Genomic DNA, 15,068 nt, shown 5'->3' with positions numbered 1-15,068 from the left:
CTCCGCGCGCGGGGGGCGGTGCGGTGCGGCCGCTGCCATGATGACCACGAGCCCGAGCCAGGGGGTGTCGCGATCGATTTCCGGGTGGAGCGCGCGGGACCGCGCGCCGCGGGGCCGTTGCGGCTGTTGGGCGCACTCGACGCCCGCTCGGCGCCGGGCGTGGCGCGGGTGCTCGCCGAGCACCCGGTGGGCGAGGTCGAACTGGACCTGCGCGGTCTGACGCTGCTCTCGGCGGCGGGCGTGCGCACCCTGGCCCAGGCGGTCGTGTCGGGGCGGGAGCGGGGCTTGGCCGTCACCCTCGTCGTCGCCCCCGGCTCGGTGGCGGCCCGGGTGCTGCGGGTGGCCGACCCGCGCGGCGAACTCCCGGTGGTGCGGCGGTGACCCCGCCTTCAGTCCCCGACCGCTTCGGCCACCGACGCGAAGACCGGCAGGTGCTCGTCCGGCCAGGTCAGCCGGAGCACCCTGGCCTGCACGCGGTCCGGCTCCACCACCAGCGCGCAGCGCACCCCGCCGCCGCGCAGGCCCGTGGTCAGCTCGTGCAGCACGCGCACCCCGGCCGAGGACAGCACCGACACCCCGCGCAGGTCCAGCACCAGGACCGACCCCGGCGCCAGGTCGCGCGCCGAGGCGGACAGCTCCACCCCCGCAGCGGGCGCGCCGTCGCGGTCGAGCGGCCCGGTGACCCGCAGTGCCAGCACCCCCGCGGCCTGGTCAGCGCCCCGCTCCATCGGCTCCCTCGCTCGTGCCCGCGGCCGGTCGCCGCCGGTCCAGTATGGTCCACGCGCCCGACCGGTGGGGTGCGCGCCCCGCGCGCGGCGCGGGCATACTGGCCGGTGCCGAGGTCCACAGGAGGGGACGGTCCCTGATGTCGCAGCACGGTCCGGCCCCCCGGGCAGCCGTGGCCGTCGAGCTGGCGGGCGGGCACCGCGCGGTGTTCCGCGGCCCCGAGGTCGCGGCGCGGACCCTCCTGGCCGCGGCGGCGGCGGGCGCGGCGGGGCCCGTGCTCGACGTGGCCGAGGCCGTGCTGCGCTCCGGTGAGCCGCAGCGGCGCACCGGGTGGGTGCTGGACCTGCGCGACGCCGCGGGCGAGGCGGTCCGGTTCACCCTCGACGTCGACCTCACCCCGGTCCTGGACCAGGCGGGCCGGGCCGCGGGGGTGCTGCTCGACGCCGTCGACCCCGACGAGCCCGCGCCGACCCCCGTCGCGGCCGTGCAGCGGGCGCTGCTGCCCACCGACGTCCCCGTCCTGCCCGCGGTGGACCTGGGCGCCACCTACCTGCTCGCGGGCGTCGACACCGCCGCGGGCGGCGACTGGTTCGACACCGTCCTGCGCCCGGACACCACCCTCGCCCTCGTCGTCGGCGACGTGGTGGGCCACGGCGTGCACGCCTCGGCGGCGATGGCGGCGCTGCGCGCGGTGCTGCGCCAGCGGCTCGGGGCGGGCCTGGACCCGGACGCCGCGCTGGTGGACCTGGAGGCCTTCGCCGCCGACCTGCCCGGGGCCGCCCTGGCCACCGCCTGCGTCGCCGTGCTCGACCCGGCGACCGGGGCCCTGGACTACGCGACCGCGGGCCACCCGCCGCCCGTCGTGGTCGGCCCGGCAGGCGTCCGGCGCACCGACCCCACCGGCGGCGGCCCGCTGGGCGGTCGCTCGCGGCACCGCGCCCGGCGCGTCCACCTGGGACCCGACGACGCCGTGCTGCTCTACACCGACGGCGCCCTGGAGCGCCCCGGCCGCTCGCTGGTCAGCGGCGCCGACGAGCTGGTGTCGCAGCTGGCGCGCGCGTACGCCGACCGCGGCAGCGCGCAGGCCACCTGCGAGCGGGTGGTGTCCGCGTTGGACGCCGCCACCGGGCACGCCGACGACCTCACCCTGCTCCTGGCGCGCCGCAGGCCCGCCGTCCCGGAGCTGCGGATCACCCTGTCCACCGCGCGCGACTCGCCCGCCACCGCCCGCAACCCGCTGACGCACTGGCTGACCGGGATCGGCGCCGGGGGCGACGCGGTGGTGGAGCTGGTGCACGCCAGCGGCGAGGTCGTCACCAACGCCCTGGAGCACGCCCACCCGGACCGGGCCGACGGCGAGGTCGGCTTCGCCGCGCGGCTCACCGAGCGCGGCGAGGTGGAGGTGGTGGTGGCAGACGGCGGCCAGTGGCGCCCGGCGCGCCCGGACGACGAGCACCGCCGCCTCGGCCTGGTGATGGCCGCCGACCTGGTGCGCAGCCTGACCATCGACCGCTCGCACGGCGGCACGACGGTGCGGCTGCGCCACCCGGTCACCCGACCGGTCCCGGTGCTGCGCACGGCGGACTCGCCGCTGCCGCCCACCGAGCCGTTCCTCGCGTCGCTGACCAGCTCGACCTCGGACGGGGTGCTGGTGGTGCGCGGGGCGGTCGACAGCGACACCGCGCCGGGCCTGCGCCGCGAGCTGCTCAACGCCACCATGGCGGGCACGGTGTCCCGGTCGGTGGACCTCAGCGCGGTGACGGTGCTGGGCAGCGTGGGTGTGCAGGTGCTGTTCGAGGCCCGCGACCGCTGCGCCGACCAGGACGAGGAGCTGCGCCTGCTGGCCCCGCCCGGCACCGCCGCGCACCAGGTGCTGGCGCTGGTCGGGCTGGACCAGGACCCCGACGCCTGACGCGGGTCCCACCCGTCCCCGGGACCACCCGTGGACCAGGCCGACCCGTGAACCAAGACGAAGTGGCGGGCGCGCGGCCTACTTGGGGAGCGCGATGTCCGCGGTGGCGTGGTCGCCCCGGTAGACCAGCTCCGCCTCCGCGGCCACCCGCGCGGAGTCGTAGCGGTGCACGGCGCGGTCGCGGCCCGCGACGCCCAGCTGCTCGCGCATCCCGGGGTTGCCCAGCAGCGGGCGCAGCACCATCGCCAGCTCGCGCGGGGTGTGCTGGCTCAGGTGGACGCCGGTGACCTGGTCGACGACGGTGTCCGCCAACCCGCCCACCGGCGCGGCCACCACCGGGACGCCGCAGGACATGGCCTCGATGGCCGGGATGCAGAAGCCGTCGTGCTGCTGCGGGCACACCACCACGTCGGCCGAGCGCAGCAGCGCCGCGCGCTCCTCGGGCGTGCCGGGACCGGTCAGGTGGACGCGGCCGGTGAGCCCGAGGTCGTGGACGAGGGCGCGCAGCGCGGTGCCGTCCTGGCTGTGCAGGCCCGCGCCGATCATGACCACCTCGGTCTCCGGCAGGGTCGACGCCGCGCGCAGGGCCGTGGCGAACCCGGAGCGGGCGACCGGCTCGCCCGGCACCACCAGCCGGTGCGGCAGGCCCCGCTCGGCGCGCGGGCCGTCGGGGCGGAACGTGGTGGTGTCCACCCCGCTCGGCACGACGGTGATCGAGGGGCGCGGCACCCCCATCCGCACGACGTGCGCCAGCCGCGACGACGTGGGCGTGATGACGTGGTCGACCGCGAGGGCGACCATCCGCTCCACCTTCGCCCGCTGCGCCGCCCCGGGCGCGCTGCCCCTGGCGAACTCGTGGAAGGTCTGCACGACGCGCACGCCGGTCTCCCGGGCGGCGAGCACCGCGGCCAGCCCGGAGAGCCAGAAGTGCGCGTGCACCACGTCCGGCGGCGAGTGCGTCCAGTGCGCGCGCATCCGGTCGGTGAACTCGCCGACGTAGGGGTGGCTGTCCTCCGGCGACAGCGGGCGGGCGGGCCCGGCGTCGAGGTTGACGACGCGGAAACCGGTCCCGGAGAGCTGTTCGGCCGGGGAGTCGGGGTCGCTGCGGCGGGTGTACACGACGACGTCGTGGCCCAGCCCCACCAGCCCCGCCGCCAGGTGGGCGACGTGCTGGCTCACCTCCTGGGCCGTCGCGGAGCCCGCTGCCAGCGGGTTCGCGTGGAGGCTGACCATCGCGATGGCGAGCGGGCCTTCGGGTGGCTCGGTGACCGGGTCGTGTCGCATCCAGCACGGTTTTGCCCACCTCGGGTCGAATCAAACCTCCTGCGGTGGGTCTCCCCGATCGGTGCTGCGGCGTTTGCCGGGGGGAGCACCGGGTAGCGCAGCCCCCGTGATCGTGGTCCTGCGCTCCCTCAACCTCGGTGACCTGCTGGTCGCCGTGCCCGCGCTGCGCGCGCTCCGGCGGCAGTTCCCGGACGAGCGGGTGGTGCTCGCCTGCGGGCTGCGGCCCGCGCCGCTGATGGCGGCCACCGGCTGCGTCGACGAGGTGCTGGCGCTCGACGGGCTCGTGGACCTGCCCGAGCGGCTGCGCGGGGCCGGCGCCGTGGTCAACCTGCACGGCACCGGTCCGCGCAGCAACCAGGTCCTCGACGCCCTGGACCCGGTGCGCCGGATCGGGCACGCGGGCCACGGGTGGTCGGGGCCGAGCTGGCTCGACGGCATCCACGAGCGGGAGCGGTGGTGCAGGCTGCTCGACGCCCACGGCATCCCCGCCGACCCCGCCGAGCTGGACCTGCCGGTGCCCGACTGGCCACCCGCCGCCCCCGGCGCCGTGCTGGTGCACCCGGGTGCCGGGTACGGCAGCAAGCGCTGGCCCGCCGACCGGTTCGCCGCCGTGGCCCGCGTCCTGCGCGACCGCGGCCACCGGGTCGCCATCACCGGCTCGCCCGGGGAGCGCGCGCTGACCGCGCGGGTCGCCGCCGCGTCCGGTGCCGACGACCTCGGCGGGGCGCTGGAACTGCCCGCGCTGGCCGCCACCGTCGCCGCCGCCGAGCTGGTGATCTGCGGGGACACCGGCGTGGCCCACCTCGCCTCGGCCTACCGCACGCCCTCGGTGGTGCTGTTCGGGCCGGTCAGCACCAGGGAGTGGGGCCCGCCGCCCGGCCCGCACATCGCCCTGAGCGCCGACCACGCCCGCCGCGGCGACCCGTTCGCCGACGACCCGGACCCCGCGCTGCTCGGGGTCGGCGCCGCGGACGTGCTGGCCGCGGCACGCGACCTGTTGCCCTGAGCCGCTCGAACCCGCCGACTTCTCCCCCCACCTCCCCGAGAGATTTCCGCCGAGAGATTTCCGCCGACACCCCGAGGAGGCCGCTGTGGCAGTCCGCGCGATCCTGTTCGACCGCGACGGGACCCTGGTCCACGACGTGCCCTACAACGGCGATCCCCGGCGGGTGCGCCTCGTCCCGGGCGCCCGTCAAGCCCTCGACGAGGTGCGCCTGCACGGCGTGCGGACGGGCGTGGTGTCCAACCAGTCGGGCATCGGCCGCGGGCTGCTCACCCACGACGCCGTGCGCGCGGTCAACGCCAGGGTCGACCAGCTGCTGGGCCGGTTCGGCACGTGGCGCTACTGCCCGCACGTGGCCGAGGCCGGGTGCGCCTGCCGCAAGCCGGAACCGGGCCTGGTCCTGTCCGCGTGCGCGGACCTCGGGGTGCCCGCCCGCGACGCCGTCGTCATCGGGGACATCGCCGCGGACGTCGGCGCCGCCGAGGCCGCAGGCGCGCAGGCGATCCTGGTGCCGACCCCCGTGACCCTGCCCGAGGAGGTGGAGCGGGCGCCGCGGGTCGCGGGCTCGCTGCTCGACGCGGTGCGGTTGGCCCTCTCCTGACTCGCGCCCGGAACCCGCCTCAGGACTCGGTGACGCGCAGGCGGGTGCCCGTGCCCGCCGCCCGCAGCACCCGCGCGGCCACCGTGCCGGTGCTGACCAGGACCTCCATCCGGGTGCCCTGGTCCGCGCAGCGCTCCGCGGCGCCGATCAGCGTGTGCACCCCGCGCGCGGACACCAACCCGGTGTCGCACAGGTCCACCACCAGCCGGGGCACCGGCGCCCGCCGTTCCAAGTGGACGTAGAACTCCTCGTCCAACCGGGCCGCGGCGGTGGCCTCCAGGTCGCCGCGCACGCGGACGACGAGTGCGTCGCCGCGCGCGGTCGTGGTGATCGTCAGGATGGCGCACCCCCCACCGTCCGCTGCCCCCGAGGGTACGCCACCACCGGGCGCGGGGGAACCGCGCGCGCAGGTGTGGACGCCTGCGCAGGGGGTACAACCCCGGTCCGCGCAACCCGGAGGAGGGGATCCCGTGCACGCGATACCGACGCCGTTCGCCGTCGTGACCGGTGCGTCCAGCGGCATCGGCCTGGCGCTGGCCCGACGCTTCGACGCCGAGGGCGTCGAGGTGGTCATGGCGGCCGACGAGGAAGCGGTGGAGGCGGAGGCGGCGGCGCTGACCTGCGGTCGCGCCGTCCGCGCGGACCTGGCCACCGAGGAGGGCGTCGACCACCTGGTCGCCGCGGTCCGCGAGATCGGGGAGCCGACCTCGCTGGTGCTCAACGCGGGCACCGCCGTGGGCGGGGAGTTCGCGGGCGGCACGGCGCTGTCCGACCAGCTGCGCGCGGTGGACCTCGACGTGCGGGCCGTGGTGCACCTGGCGAAGGTGTTCCTGCCCGCCATGGTCCGCCGCGGCCACGGCCGGGTCCTGGTCACCTCGTCCATCGTGGACGCCGCGCCCGGCCCGTACCAGGTCGTCTACAACGCGTCCAAGGCGTTCCTGAGCAACTTCACCGCGGGCCTGCGCGCGGAGCTGCGCGGCACCGGCGTCACCGTGACGACCCTGCGGCCCGGCCCCACCGCCACCGCGTTCTTCGCCCGCTCCGGCCAGCTCGACACCCCGCTGGCCGCGCGCGTGCCCAAGGACGACCCGGAGGAGGTCGCCGCCCAGGCGTACGAGGCGATGATGGCGGGCCGCCCCACCGTCTACGGCGGTTCACCCCTCACCCGCGTCGCGCACGTCCTCACCCGGCTGACCCCCGAACGCCTCGCCGCCACCGCCCTCGGCTGGGTCACCAAGCCCCGCGGGGCCCTGCGATGACCCTCTCCACACCCCCTACGCCGGAGAACAGCCTGCGCGCGGCGGGGCTGCGCGTGACCAAGCAGCGCGTCGCGGTCCTGCGCAGCCTGGACGGCAGGCCGCACCAGACCGCCGCCGACATCGCCCTGGGCGTGCGCTCGCAGATGGGCAAGGTCGCCACCCAGACCGTCTACGACGTGCTGGAGGCCCTGGTGGCGGCGGGGTTGCTGCGCCGCATCCAGCCCGCCGGGCACGCGATGTCCTACGAGTCGCGGGTGGGCGACAACCACCACCACGCGATCTGCCGCCGGTGCGGCTCGATCTCCGACATCGACTGCCTGCCCGCGACCGCGCCCTGCCTGGCCCCGCCCGAGCTGCCCCAGTTCATCCCCGACGAGGCCGAGATCACCTTCTGGGGCCTGTGCGCGCGCTGCCTGACCGCGGCGTGAGCACCCCGGCCGACGGGGTGGTGGCGGTGGGTGCCACCACCCCGCGGTCACGTCAGCTGAACAGCTTGCCTCCGGTGACCGCCAGCACCTCGCCGGTCACGTAGCTCGACTCCTGGGAGGCGAAGAAGACGTAGGCGGGGGCGAGTTCCGCGGGCTGGCCCGCGCGCCCCAGCGGGGTCTGCTTGCCGAAGTCGGCGACGCTGTCCTCGTTCATCGTCGCCGGGATCAGCGGTGTCCAGATCGGACCGGGGGCCACGGAGTTGACCCGGATGCCCTTCTCCGCCAAGTCCTGCGACAGGCCCTTGGTGAAGTTGACGATGCCCGCCTTGGTGGTGGCGTAGTCGAGCAGGTGCGGCGAGGGGTCCTGCGCCTGGATGGACGAGGTGTTGATGATCGCGGACCCGGGCCGCATCAGCGGCACGGCGGCCTTGCACAGCCAGAACATCGCGTACAGGTTGGTCTTGAGCACCCGGTCGAACTGCTCGGTGCTGATGCCGAGCAGGCCCTCGGGCTGCGACATCTGGTAGGCGGCGTTGTTGACCAGGACGTCGACGCCGCCGAGTTCCTGCACGGCCTTGTCCACCACGAGCTTGCAGTGGTCCTCGTCGCGCAGGTCGCCGGGGACCAGGACCGCGGTGCGACCCGCCTCCCGGACCCAGCGGGCGGTGTCCTCGGCGTCCTGCTGCTCCTCGGGCAGGTAGGCCAGCACCACGTCCGCGCCCTCCCTGGCGAAGGCGATGGCGACGGCCCGGCCGATGCCGGAGTCACCGCCGGTGATGACCGCGCGGGTGTCGCGCAGGCGCCCGGAGCCCCGGTAGGTGTGCTCGCCGTGGTCGGGCTCGGGGCTGACCTCGCCGGTGCCGCCGGGGTGCTCCTGCTCCTGCCCGGGCAGGTCGGCGGGGTGCTGGGTGGTCGGGTCCTGCCGGGTGTGCTGGTCGGTCATGCGTCTCCCTTCCTCGACCCCCGAATGCCCGAATCGACGCCGGTCAACCACCGGCCGCGGCGAACGCCGCGTTTTCCCGTCCCCCGACCGGGTAGCCGCGCGCCATGGACGAGTCCCTTTCGGTACTGACCCGGGGTTACGCCTGGCTGCCCGACCGGCTGCGGGCCGAAGGCGCCCCGGTGCTGCGCACGCGGCTGATGGGCAAGCGGGCCACCTGCATCCACGGCGTCGAGGCGGCCCGGTTCTTCTACGACGAGGCCAACGTCCACCGGCACGGCGCCCTGCCCGGGCCGGTCAAGAGCACGCTGTTCGGCCACGGCGCCGTGCACACCCTCGACGGGGCCGCCCACCGCGGGCGCAAGCACCTGTTCACGTCCCTGCTGATGAACCACCACGGCATCGCGGACCTGGTGGCGCGGGTGGAGCGGACCTGGGACGGGGTCGCCGGGGTGTGGACGCCGGGGCAGCCGGTGACCCTGTTCGACGAGGCCGCCCGCATCCTCACCGCCGCGGTCTTCGGCTGGATCGGCCTGCCGCTGCGCCCGGAGGACATCGCCCCCACCGCCCACGACCTCGCCGCGATGGTGGACGGGTTCGCCACCCCGTCGCCGCGCCACTTCCAGGCCCGCGCGGCGCGCGCCCGGCAGGAGAAGCGGCTCGGCGGGGTCGTCAAGGCCATCCGCGACGGCAGCACGCAGGTGCCCGCCGACTCCGCGGTGCACGCCATCGCCCACCACCGCGACGCCGACGGCGCGCTGCTGAGCCCGCGCGTGGCGGCGGTGGAGATCCTGAACGTCGTGCGGCCGACCGTGGCCATCGCCTACTTCGCCACCTTCGCCGCGCACGCCCTGCACCAGTGACCGCAGCACCGCGGGCGGGTGGAGCGCGACCGGGCGTACGCGGTGGCCTTCGCCCACGAGGTGCGCCGGTTCTACCCGTTCGCCCCGTTCCTGGGCGGGTTGGCCAGCCGCGACGCGGAGTTCCACGGGGTGCGCATCCCCGAGGGGACGATGGTCATCCTCGACCTCTACGGGCACAACCACGACCCGGAGATCTTCCCCGAGCCGTACTCGTTCGACCCGACCCGCTTCCTCGACCGGCACATCGGCGCCTACGAGCTGATCCCGCAGGGGGCGGGCGACCCGCGCACCGGGCACCGCTGCCCCGGGGAGGACGTGGTGGTCGCGGTGCTGTCCGCGATCGCGCAGAAGCTGGCCGCGGCCCGCTACGAGGTGCCGGAGCAAGACCTGGAGATCCCGCTCGACCGCATCCCGACCACCCCGCGCAGCCGCTTCACCCTCGTCGCGGGGGAGGCCGCGTCCTCGGTGCCCGATCAGCGGGTCGCGACGCGCTGACCCCGGCGCCATCGGCCCCCACCCCGTTTCCCCGGGGCGGGGGCCGATCGTCGTCCGGGGGTGGTCAGGCGGGGTGCGCGGCGGTGATGCGGTCGAGGACGACGGAGGTGGACACGTCCGCCAACCGGTTGACGATGCGCACCTGCCCTCCCGCGGCCCGCACCGCCGCGGCCTCGGGCAGGTCCGCGGCGCTGTGGTCGCCGCCCTTGGCGTAGACGTCCGGGCGCAGCGCCGACACCAGGGCGCGGGCGTCGGTGCCGGAGAAGGCGACGAGGTGGTCGACGCAGCTCAGCGCGGACAGCACCGCCACCCGGTCGGCCAGCGGGTTCACCGGTCGGCCGCCGCCCTTGAGCGCCCGCACCGACGCGTCGTCGTTGACCCCCACCACCAGCAGGTCGCCCATGGCCCTGGCCTCGGTGAGGCAGGCGATGTGGCCGCGGTGCAGCACGTCGAAGCAGCCGTTGGTCAGCACCACCCGCGCCCCGCCCGCCCGCGCCCGCGCCACCACCGGCACCAGTGCCTCCAGCGGCACGGCCCGGTTCCCGCCGAGCGCGGCGACCAGTTCGGCGGTGCCGCACACCGAGGTGCCCGGCCGGTGCACCACCACGTCCGCGGCCGCCTGGGCCAGCTCCGCGGCCAGCGGCAGCGGGACGTCGCAGGCGAGCGCGGCGGTGAGGGCGGCGCAGAACGTGTCGCCCGCCCCGGACGCCTGCGTCTCCGGCGCCGGGTCGGCCCACGTGCGGTGCGGGCGGGCGCCGGGGGTGAGCACCAGCGCGCCCTCCCGGTCCAGCGTCGCCACCACGGCGCCCGCGCCCGCGGCGGCCAGCACGTCGCCGCCGCGGGCGGTCAGGTGCGCCACCCGGTCGGCGGGCAGGTCGGTGCCCAGCAGCCGGGCGACCTCGCCCGCGTTGGGCGTGACCACGTCCGCCCGGGCGCCGCGCCAGCGGGCCGGGTCGTGGGCGTCGACCACCAGCAGCGGCAGGCTCGTGCGCCACGTGGGCAGCCGGTCGACCAGGTCGTCGCAGGCGCCCAGGCCGTAGTCGCAGACGACCAGCGCGTCCGCGCCGACGAGGGCGTCGGTGACGGCGACGGGCGGGCACGCCCAGCGCTCCGCCTCGCCCTCGTCGTAGCGGACCATCAGGTGGTCGTCGGCCAGCACCCGGTGCTTGACGACCGTGCGCGCCCCCCGCGCGCACCCGCGCACCCGGACCCCGGCGGCGGTCAGCAGCCCGCGCAGCTCCGCGCCCGCCGCGTCGTCCCCGATGGGGGTCACCAGGGTCGTGTCGGCGCCGAGCGCGGCCAGGTTCACGGCCGTGTTGGCCGCGCCGCCGGGGCTGGCGGTCCGGTGCCGCACCGAGACGACGGGGGCGGGCGCCTCCCGGCACAGCCGGTCGGCGTCGCCGTGCAGCCACACGTCCAGGATGGCGTCGCCGACCACCACGACCCGGGGCGCGCGGGCCGCCAGCACCGAGGGCAGCTCGGGCAGCCGGCCGCCGCGCCTGCCGGTCACGTCCCGCTCCGGCCCGGCGCGCGCAGGTGCACGACCTTGGTCGTGGTCAGCTCGTCGAGCAGTTCCGGGCCGTAGCCGAAGCCGGTGCCGCTGGCCCCGCGGGGTTGCGCGGCCCCGCCCGGGGCGCCGCCGAAGACCGCGTTGACCTTCACCGTGCCCACCGGCAGGGACCGCCACGCCAGCTGCGCGTGCGCCATCGACCCGGTGAGCACGGTGGCGGCCAGGCCGTGGCGGTCGGCGCGGGCCAGCCCGAGCGCGCTGCCGAAGTCGGGCGCGACCAGCACGGGCGCCACCGGCCCGAACACCTCCTCGGCCACCACGGGCATCGTCGGGGTGCACCCGGTCAGGACGGTCGCCGGGTACCAGGGCAGGTCGCTGTCGGGCACCCAGCCGCCCGCGGCCGCCGTCGCGCCCGCCGACACCGCCTCGCGCACCCGCTGGTGCACGGCGGCGCGCGCCCGCTCGTCGACCAGCGGGCACAGCGCGCGCTGCCCGTCGCGGGGCTCGACCGCCCAGCGCTCGGCCTCGGCCACGAGGGCGGGCAGGAACTCCGGCGCCAGGTCGGCGTGCACGATGACGCGCTCGACGGAGGTGCAGATCTGGCCCGCGTTGGCGAACGCGCCCAGCGCGGTCTGCTCGGCCGCCCACACCGGGTCGACGTCGGCGTCGATGATGATGGCGTCGTTGCCGCCGTTCTCCAGCAGGGCCTTCGCGCCGGTGGCCGCGGTGGCGGCGGCGATCGAGCGACCTGCGGCGGTGGAGCCCACGTGCGCGACCACGTCCACCCCGGGGTCGGCGGCCAGCGCCGCACCGGTCTCCTGCGCGCCGAACAGGGTTTGCAGCACGTCCTCCGGCAGCACCTGCTCGGCCAGGGCGCCCAGCAGCGCGCCCGTGCGCTCGGCGCGCTCGCTCGGCTTGTGCACCACCGCGTTCCCGGTGACGAGCGCGGCGCCGATCAACCCGCACGCGGTGGGCACCGGGTCGTTCCACGGCGTCAGGGCCACCACCACGCCGCGCGGCTCGTGCACCATCAGGTCGGCGGCCTCGCGGGTGCCCTGCAGGGCGCGGCCGCGGTGCACCGGCCCCAGCTCGGCGTACTGGCGCAGTGTGCCGATCCCGGCCCGCACCGACGCCTCGGCCTCGCCCAGCGGGCGGTGTGTGTCGGCGTGGTTGCACCGCGCCAGCTCCGGCGCGCGCCGCTCCAGGGCGTCGGCGAGGCGGTGCAGCAGCTGCCCGCGCTCGGCCGGGTCGGTCGCCGCCCAGCCCGCCTGCGCGCGGCGGGCCCGGCGCACCGCGGCACCGGTCTGCGCCGCGTCCGCGGTGGCGAAGGGCGGGTCGACGCGCAGGCCGTCGCTCAGGTCCTCGCTCAGTTCGTCGTTCAGGTCGTCGCGGGTGTCGGTCACGGCCATGAGGGCTCCAGGTCGGTGCAGACGAGCAGTTCCCTGACCTCGCAGCCGGGGGGCGAGGCCAGCGCGTGCAGGACGCTGTCGGCCACCAGCAGCGGGTCGTTGAGCGCGCTGTCGTCGCGCGGTTTGTACTGGTCGGGCCGGTCGTCGAAGAAGTGTGTGCGCATGCCGCCGGGCACCAGCAGCGTGACCCCGACCCGGCCCGCGGTCTCCATCGCCAGCGCCCGGGTGAACCCGACGACGCCGAACTTCGAGGCGCAGTAGGCGGTCGCGTCGCCCGCCGGGCGCAGCCCGAGCGTGGAGGCGACGGTGACGACCCGGCCGTGCGAGCGCTCCAAGGCGGGCAGCGCGGCCCGCACGACGGCGGCGGTGCCGAACAGGTTCACCCGCACGACCCGTTCCCAGTCCGCCGCGGAGATCCCGCCGAGCGGGCCGCAGGCGTCGGTGCCCGCGGCGGTGACCACCGCGTCGAGCCCGTCGGCGGCCAGTTCCCGCACCGCGGCGGTGACCTCGTCGGTGTCGGTGACGTCGACGGTGCGGAACCCCGCGACCGGCGCGGCGGGCGCCTGCTTGTCGAGCACGAGCGCCTGCCCGCCCGCCTCGGTGACCCTGGTGGCCACCGCCGCGCCGAGGCCGGAGGCCCCGCCGCTGATGAGGACCCGTCCCGGCCCGGTGCGCGTGCTGTCCTGTCCTGCCATCTCAACTCCCGTGTCCGGTGGCGGCCAGCGCCTCGGCCAGCCGCGTGGTGGAGCGGTCGGGCAGCAGCGGGGTCGTCACGACCCGCCCGCCCCAACCGGTGATGAGCTCGGTCTCGGCCAGGTCGGCGGGGGAGTAGTCGCCCCCCTTGACCCAGATGTCGGGGCGCAGCGCGGCGAGCGCGGCGCGCGGGTCGTCCTCGTCGAAGACCACGACCGCGTCGACCGCGTCGAGCGCGCGCAGCAGTTCCGCCCGGTCGCGCTCGGGCACCAGCGGCCTGCTGGGGCCCTTGAGCCTGCGCACCGACGCGTCGGAGTTCAGGCACACCACCAGGCAGTCGCCCATGGCCCTGGCGGTGGCCAGGGTGCGCACGTGCCCGGCGTGCACGAGGTCGAAGCAGCCGCCGGTGGCCACGACGGTGCCGCCGCGCGCCCGCACGGCGGCCACGACCGCCTCGGCGGTGCCCGCGGCCTCGGCCCGGTCGCCGGACGCCGCGCCCGCGGCGACGAACCGGGTGGCGGCGTCGACGGCCGCGCGCACCGCCTCGTCCACGCCGTCGCCGCGCAGCAGCGCCGCGGCCGCCGCGACGGCGAACCGGTCGCCCGCGCCGCAGGTGTCGCCCGCGGTGATGGCGGGGGCGGTGACGGGCACCGGGCCCTCGCCGGAGTCGAGCACGGCACCGCGCGACCCGGTGGTCACCGCGACCGCACCCGCCGCCCAGCGCTCGCGCAGCAGGCCCGCGGCCCGGGGCGCGGGCTCGCCGGTGGCCGCCCGCGCCTCGTCGGCGTTGGGGGTCACCAGGGCGCACCCGGGCACCGGCTCGGGGCCGCGCGGGTGCGGGTCCCATACCACGGGCACGCGCCGGGCCAGGTCGGCCAGCAGCGCCCGCAGCCGGGGGTCGGCGGCCAGCCCGCGCCCGTAGTCGGACACCAGCACCGCGCCCGCGCCCGCCACGGCGTCGAGCATGTCGTCCGCGACCAGCGGGGCGGCGCCGTCGCAGCCCCGGTCCAGGCGCAGGACGACCTGCCCCTGCACCAACACCCGGGACTTCACCGGGGTGCGCTCGGCCCGCCCCAGCACGGTGTCCACATCGGACAACGCGGCGCGCAGGCGGTCGCCGTCGGCGTCGGCGGACACCGCCGACACCAGCCGCACCGGGATGCCCGCGCGCCGGGCCAGCACGGCGGCCAGCCCGGCCCCGCCCGCCCTGGTGGTCTCGCCGCGCACGTCCACCACCGGCGCCGGGGCCTCCGGGCACAGCCGCGAGCTCTCCCCGTCGACGTCGACGTCGAGCAGACCGTCACCCACCACGACCAGGCTCACCGCGCCACCGCCCCGGGCACCCGCTGCGCGGGCAGCCGCGCGTCCCGCTCGGCCTGGGCCTCCGCGTCCCGCTCGGCCAGCGCGTGCTCGAACGACGCGCACAGCAGGTGCACGAGCACCAGGTGGGCCTCCTGGACGGTGGTGGTGCCGCCGGAGACGCACACCGCCTCGTCGGCCGCCGCGGCCAGCGGGTTCGGGCCGGGGCCGGTCAGCGCCCAGGTCACCGCGCCGACCTGGCGGGCTGTGTCGGCCGCGCGCAACAGGTTCTCGCTGCGGCCGCTGGTCGACAGCAGCACCAGCACGTCGCCGGGGCGGGCGTGGGCGCGCACCTGCCTGGCGAACACCTCGGCGTAGCCGTAGTCGTTGCCGATCGCGGTGAGGCTGGAGGTGTCGCCGTGCAGCGCGATGGCCGAGAACGGCCTGCGGTCGTGGTCGAAGCGCCCCACCAGCTCGGCGGTCAGGTGCTGGGCCTCGGCGGCCGAGCCGCCGTTGCCTGCCGCCAGCAACCGCCCGCCGGAGTCCAGCCGGGCGGCCAGGTGGGCGCCCCACCGGGTCAGCGTGCCCGCGCTGCCGCGCAGGCCGTTGAGCGCCGTCACCACTTCGGACAACCTGTTCACCGGGG

General features: G+C 77.0%; 17 protein-coding genes. 8 read left to right on the top strand and 9 right to left on the bottom strand.

The window, feature by feature from the left end; genetic code table 11:
• Positions 1–84: 84 nt before the first annotated feature.
• Positions 85–381, top strand: a complete 297-nt coding sequence (locus BJP25_RS13345) for an STAS domain-containing protein (RefSeq protein WP_075975222.1) — start codon at positions 85–87, stop codon at positions 379–381.
• 8 nt (positions 382–389) lie between these two features.
• Here BJP25_RS13345 and BJP25_RS13340 read toward each other — a convergent pair whose 3' ends face one another.
• Complete coding sequence (locus BJP25_RS13340) at positions 390–728, bottom strand: STAS domain-containing protein (protein ID WP_075975221.1); 339 nt, start codon at positions 726–728, stop codon at positions 390–392.
• 137 nt (positions 729–865) lie between these two features.
• Between BJP25_RS13340 and BJP25_RS13335 the strand changes: the two genes are divergently transcribed.
• The gene (locus BJP25_RS13335) at positions 866–2,638 is read left to right on the top strand and encodes a SpoIIE family protein phosphatase (protein WP_075975220.1); all 1,773 of its coding nucleotides are present in this window, start codon (positions 866–868) and stop codon (positions 2,636–2,638) included.
• Positions 2,639–2,716: 78 nt separating this feature from the next.
• Here the strand turns inward: BJP25_RS13335 and BJP25_RS13330 are convergent, their stop codons facing one another.
• Complete coding sequence (locus BJP25_RS13330; RefSeq protein WP_075975219.1) at positions 2,717–3,922, bottom strand: glycosyltransferase; 1,206 nt, start codon at positions 3,920–3,922, stop codon at positions 2,717–2,719.
• 106 nt (positions 3,923–4,028) lie between these two features.
• Between BJP25_RS13330 and BJP25_RS13325 the strand changes: the two genes are divergently transcribed.
• Positions 4,029–4,928, top strand: coding sequence for a glycosyltransferase family 9 protein (locus BJP25_RS13325; protein WP_233158062.1), 900 nt, complete (start codon positions 4,029–4,031; stop codon positions 4,926–4,928).
• An 85-nt stretch (positions 4,929–5,013) separates the two neighbouring features.
• Positions 5,014–5,526: a D-glycero-alpha-D-manno-heptose-1,7-bisphosphate 7-phosphatase gene (locus BJP25_RS13320; RefSeq protein ID WP_075975217.1), complete on the top strand. Its 513-nt coding sequence runs from the start codon at positions 5,014–5,016 to the stop codon at positions 5,524–5,526.
• 19 nt (positions 5,527–5,545) lie between these two features.
• Here the strand turns inward: BJP25_RS13320 and BJP25_RS36430 are convergent, their stop codons facing one another.
• A complete protein-coding gene (locus BJP25_RS36430; protein WP_332888633.1) occupies positions 5,546–6,049 on the bottom strand; it encodes an STAS domain-containing protein in 504 nt (167 codons plus the stop codon).
• Between BJP25_RS36430 and BJP25_RS13310 the strand changes: the two genes are divergently transcribed.
• Both BJP25_RS13310 and BJP25_RS13305 read left to right on the top strand, forming a co-directional pair.
• Complete coding sequence (locus tag BJP25_RS13310) at positions 5,997–6,785, top strand: SDR family NAD(P)-dependent oxidoreductase (RefSeq protein ID WP_233158061.1); 789 nt, start codon at positions 5,997–5,999, stop codon at positions 6,783–6,785. The genes BJP25_RS36430 and BJP25_RS13310 overlap by 53 nt on opposite strands.
• Positions 6,782–7,213 (top strand): Fur family transcriptional regulator, encoded by a 432-nt coding sequence (locus tag BJP25_RS13305; RefSeq protein WP_075975215.1) that lies wholly within the window; start codon positions 6,782–6,784, stop codon positions 7,211–7,213. Before BJP25_RS13310 ends, BJP25_RS13305 begins: the two co-directional genes overlap by 4 nt.
• 52 nt (positions 7,214–7,265) lie before the next feature.
• On the opposite strand, the gene BJP25_RS13300 is transcribed toward BJP25_RS13305, so the two are convergent.
• Positions 7,266–8,156, bottom strand: a complete 891-nt coding sequence (locus tag BJP25_RS13300) for an SDR family oxidoreductase (RefSeq protein ID WP_075975214.1) — start codon at positions 8,154–8,156, stop codon at positions 7,266–7,268.
• Between the two features lie 104 nt (positions 8,157–8,260).
• On the opposite strand from BJP25_RS13300, the gene BJP25_RS35000 reads away from it, so the two are divergent.
• A complete protein-coding gene (locus BJP25_RS35000; protein ID WP_198943478.1) occupies positions 8,261–9,016 on the top strand; it encodes a cytochrome P450 family protein in 756 nt (251 codons plus the stop codon).
• Positions 9,017–9,034: 18 nt separating this feature from the next.
• Entirely contained in the window at positions 9,035–9,511 is a 477-nt protein-coding gene (locus BJP25_RS34995; protein WP_198943477.1) for a cytochrome P450, read from the top strand.
• 64 nt (positions 9,512–9,575) lie between these two features.
• Here BJP25_RS34995 and BJP25_RS13290 read toward each other — a convergent pair whose 3' ends face one another.
• The 5 genes from BJP25_RS13290 to BJP25_RS13270 are packed head-to-tail and all read right to left on the bottom strand — an operon-like array spanning position 9,576 to position 15,063.
• Positions 9,576–11,021, bottom strand: coding sequence for a PfkB family carbohydrate kinase (locus tag BJP25_RS13290; RefSeq protein ID WP_075975213.1), 1,446 nt, complete (start codon positions 11,019–11,021; stop codon positions 9,576–9,578).
• Positions 11,018–12,430: an aldehyde dehydrogenase family protein gene (locus BJP25_RS13285; RefSeq protein WP_075975212.1), complete on the bottom strand. Its 1,413-nt coding sequence runs from the start codon at positions 12,428–12,430 to the stop codon at positions 11,018–11,020. Before BJP25_RS13285 ends, BJP25_RS13290 begins: the two co-directional genes overlap by 4 nt.
• Positions 12,421–13,125 (bottom strand): SDR family oxidoreductase, encoded by a 705-nt coding sequence (locus BJP25_RS13280; protein ID WP_075975211.1) that lies wholly within the window; start codon positions 13,123–13,125, stop codon positions 12,421–12,423. Before BJP25_RS13280 ends, BJP25_RS13285 begins: the two co-directional genes overlap by 10 nt.
• A 1-nt stretch (position 13,126) precedes the next feature.
• Positions 13,127–14,446: a PfkB family carbohydrate kinase gene (locus BJP25_RS13275; RefSeq protein WP_075975210.1), complete on the bottom strand. Its 1,320-nt coding sequence runs from the start codon at positions 14,444–14,446 to the stop codon at positions 13,127–13,129.
• Entirely contained in the window at positions 14,443–15,063 is a 621-nt protein-coding gene (locus BJP25_RS13270; RefSeq protein ID WP_198943476.1) for a D-sedoheptulose-7-phosphate isomerase, read from the bottom strand. Before BJP25_RS13270 ends, BJP25_RS13275 begins: the two co-directional genes overlap by 4 nt.
• Positions 15,064–15,068: the final 5 nt, after the last annotated feature.

This window comes from Actinokineospora bangkokensis, assembly GCF_001940455.1.
Lineage (GTDB): Bacteria > Actinomycetota > Actinomycetes > Mycobacteriales > Pseudonocardiaceae > Actinokineospora > Actinokineospora bangkokensis.
The sequence above is the reverse complement of the archived record's forward strand: the minus strand, read 5'-3'. Positions and strand labels throughout refer to the sequence as shown.

What these genes read in the sequence shown, in the direction of transcription:
- BJP25_RS13335 (WP_075975220.1), top strand. Translation starts at nt 866, where the DNA reads ATGTCGCAGCACGGTCCGGCCCCCCGGGCAGCCGTGGCCGTCGAGCTG.
- BJP25_RS13340 (WP_075975221.1), bottom strand. Translation starts at nt 728, where the DNA reads ATGGAGCGGGGCGCTGACCAGGCCGCGGGGGTGCTGGCACTGCGGGTC.
- BJP25_RS13330 (WP_075975219.1), bottom strand. Translation starts at nt 3,922, where the DNA reads ATGCGACACGACCCGGTCACCGAGCCACCCGAAGGCCCGCTCGCCATC.
- BJP25_RS13305 (WP_075975215.1), top strand. Translation starts at nt 6,782, where the DNA reads ATGACCCTCTCCACACCCCCTACGCCGGAGAACAGCCTGCGCGCGGCG.
- BJP25_RS36430 (WP_332888633.1), bottom strand. Translation starts at nt 6,049, where the DNA reads ATGCCGCTGGACGCACCGGTCACGACGGCGAACGGCGTCGGTATCGCG.
- BJP25_RS13300 (WP_075975214.1), bottom strand. Translation starts at nt 8,156, where the DNA reads ATGACCGACCAGCACACCCGGCAGGACCCGACCACCCAGCACCCCGCC.
- BJP25_RS13285 (WP_075975212.1), bottom strand. Translation starts at nt 12,430, where the DNA reads ATGGCCGTGACCGACACCCGCGACGACCTGAACGACGAACTGAGCGAG.
- BJP25_RS13280 (WP_075975211.1), bottom strand. Translation starts at nt 13,125, where the DNA reads ATGGCAGGACAGGACAGCACGCGCACCGGGCCGGGACGGGTCCTCATC.
- BJP25_RS35000 (WP_198943478.1), top strand. Translation starts at nt 8,261, where the DNA reads ATGGACGAGTCCCTTTCGGTACTGACCCGGGGTTACGCCTGGCTGCCC.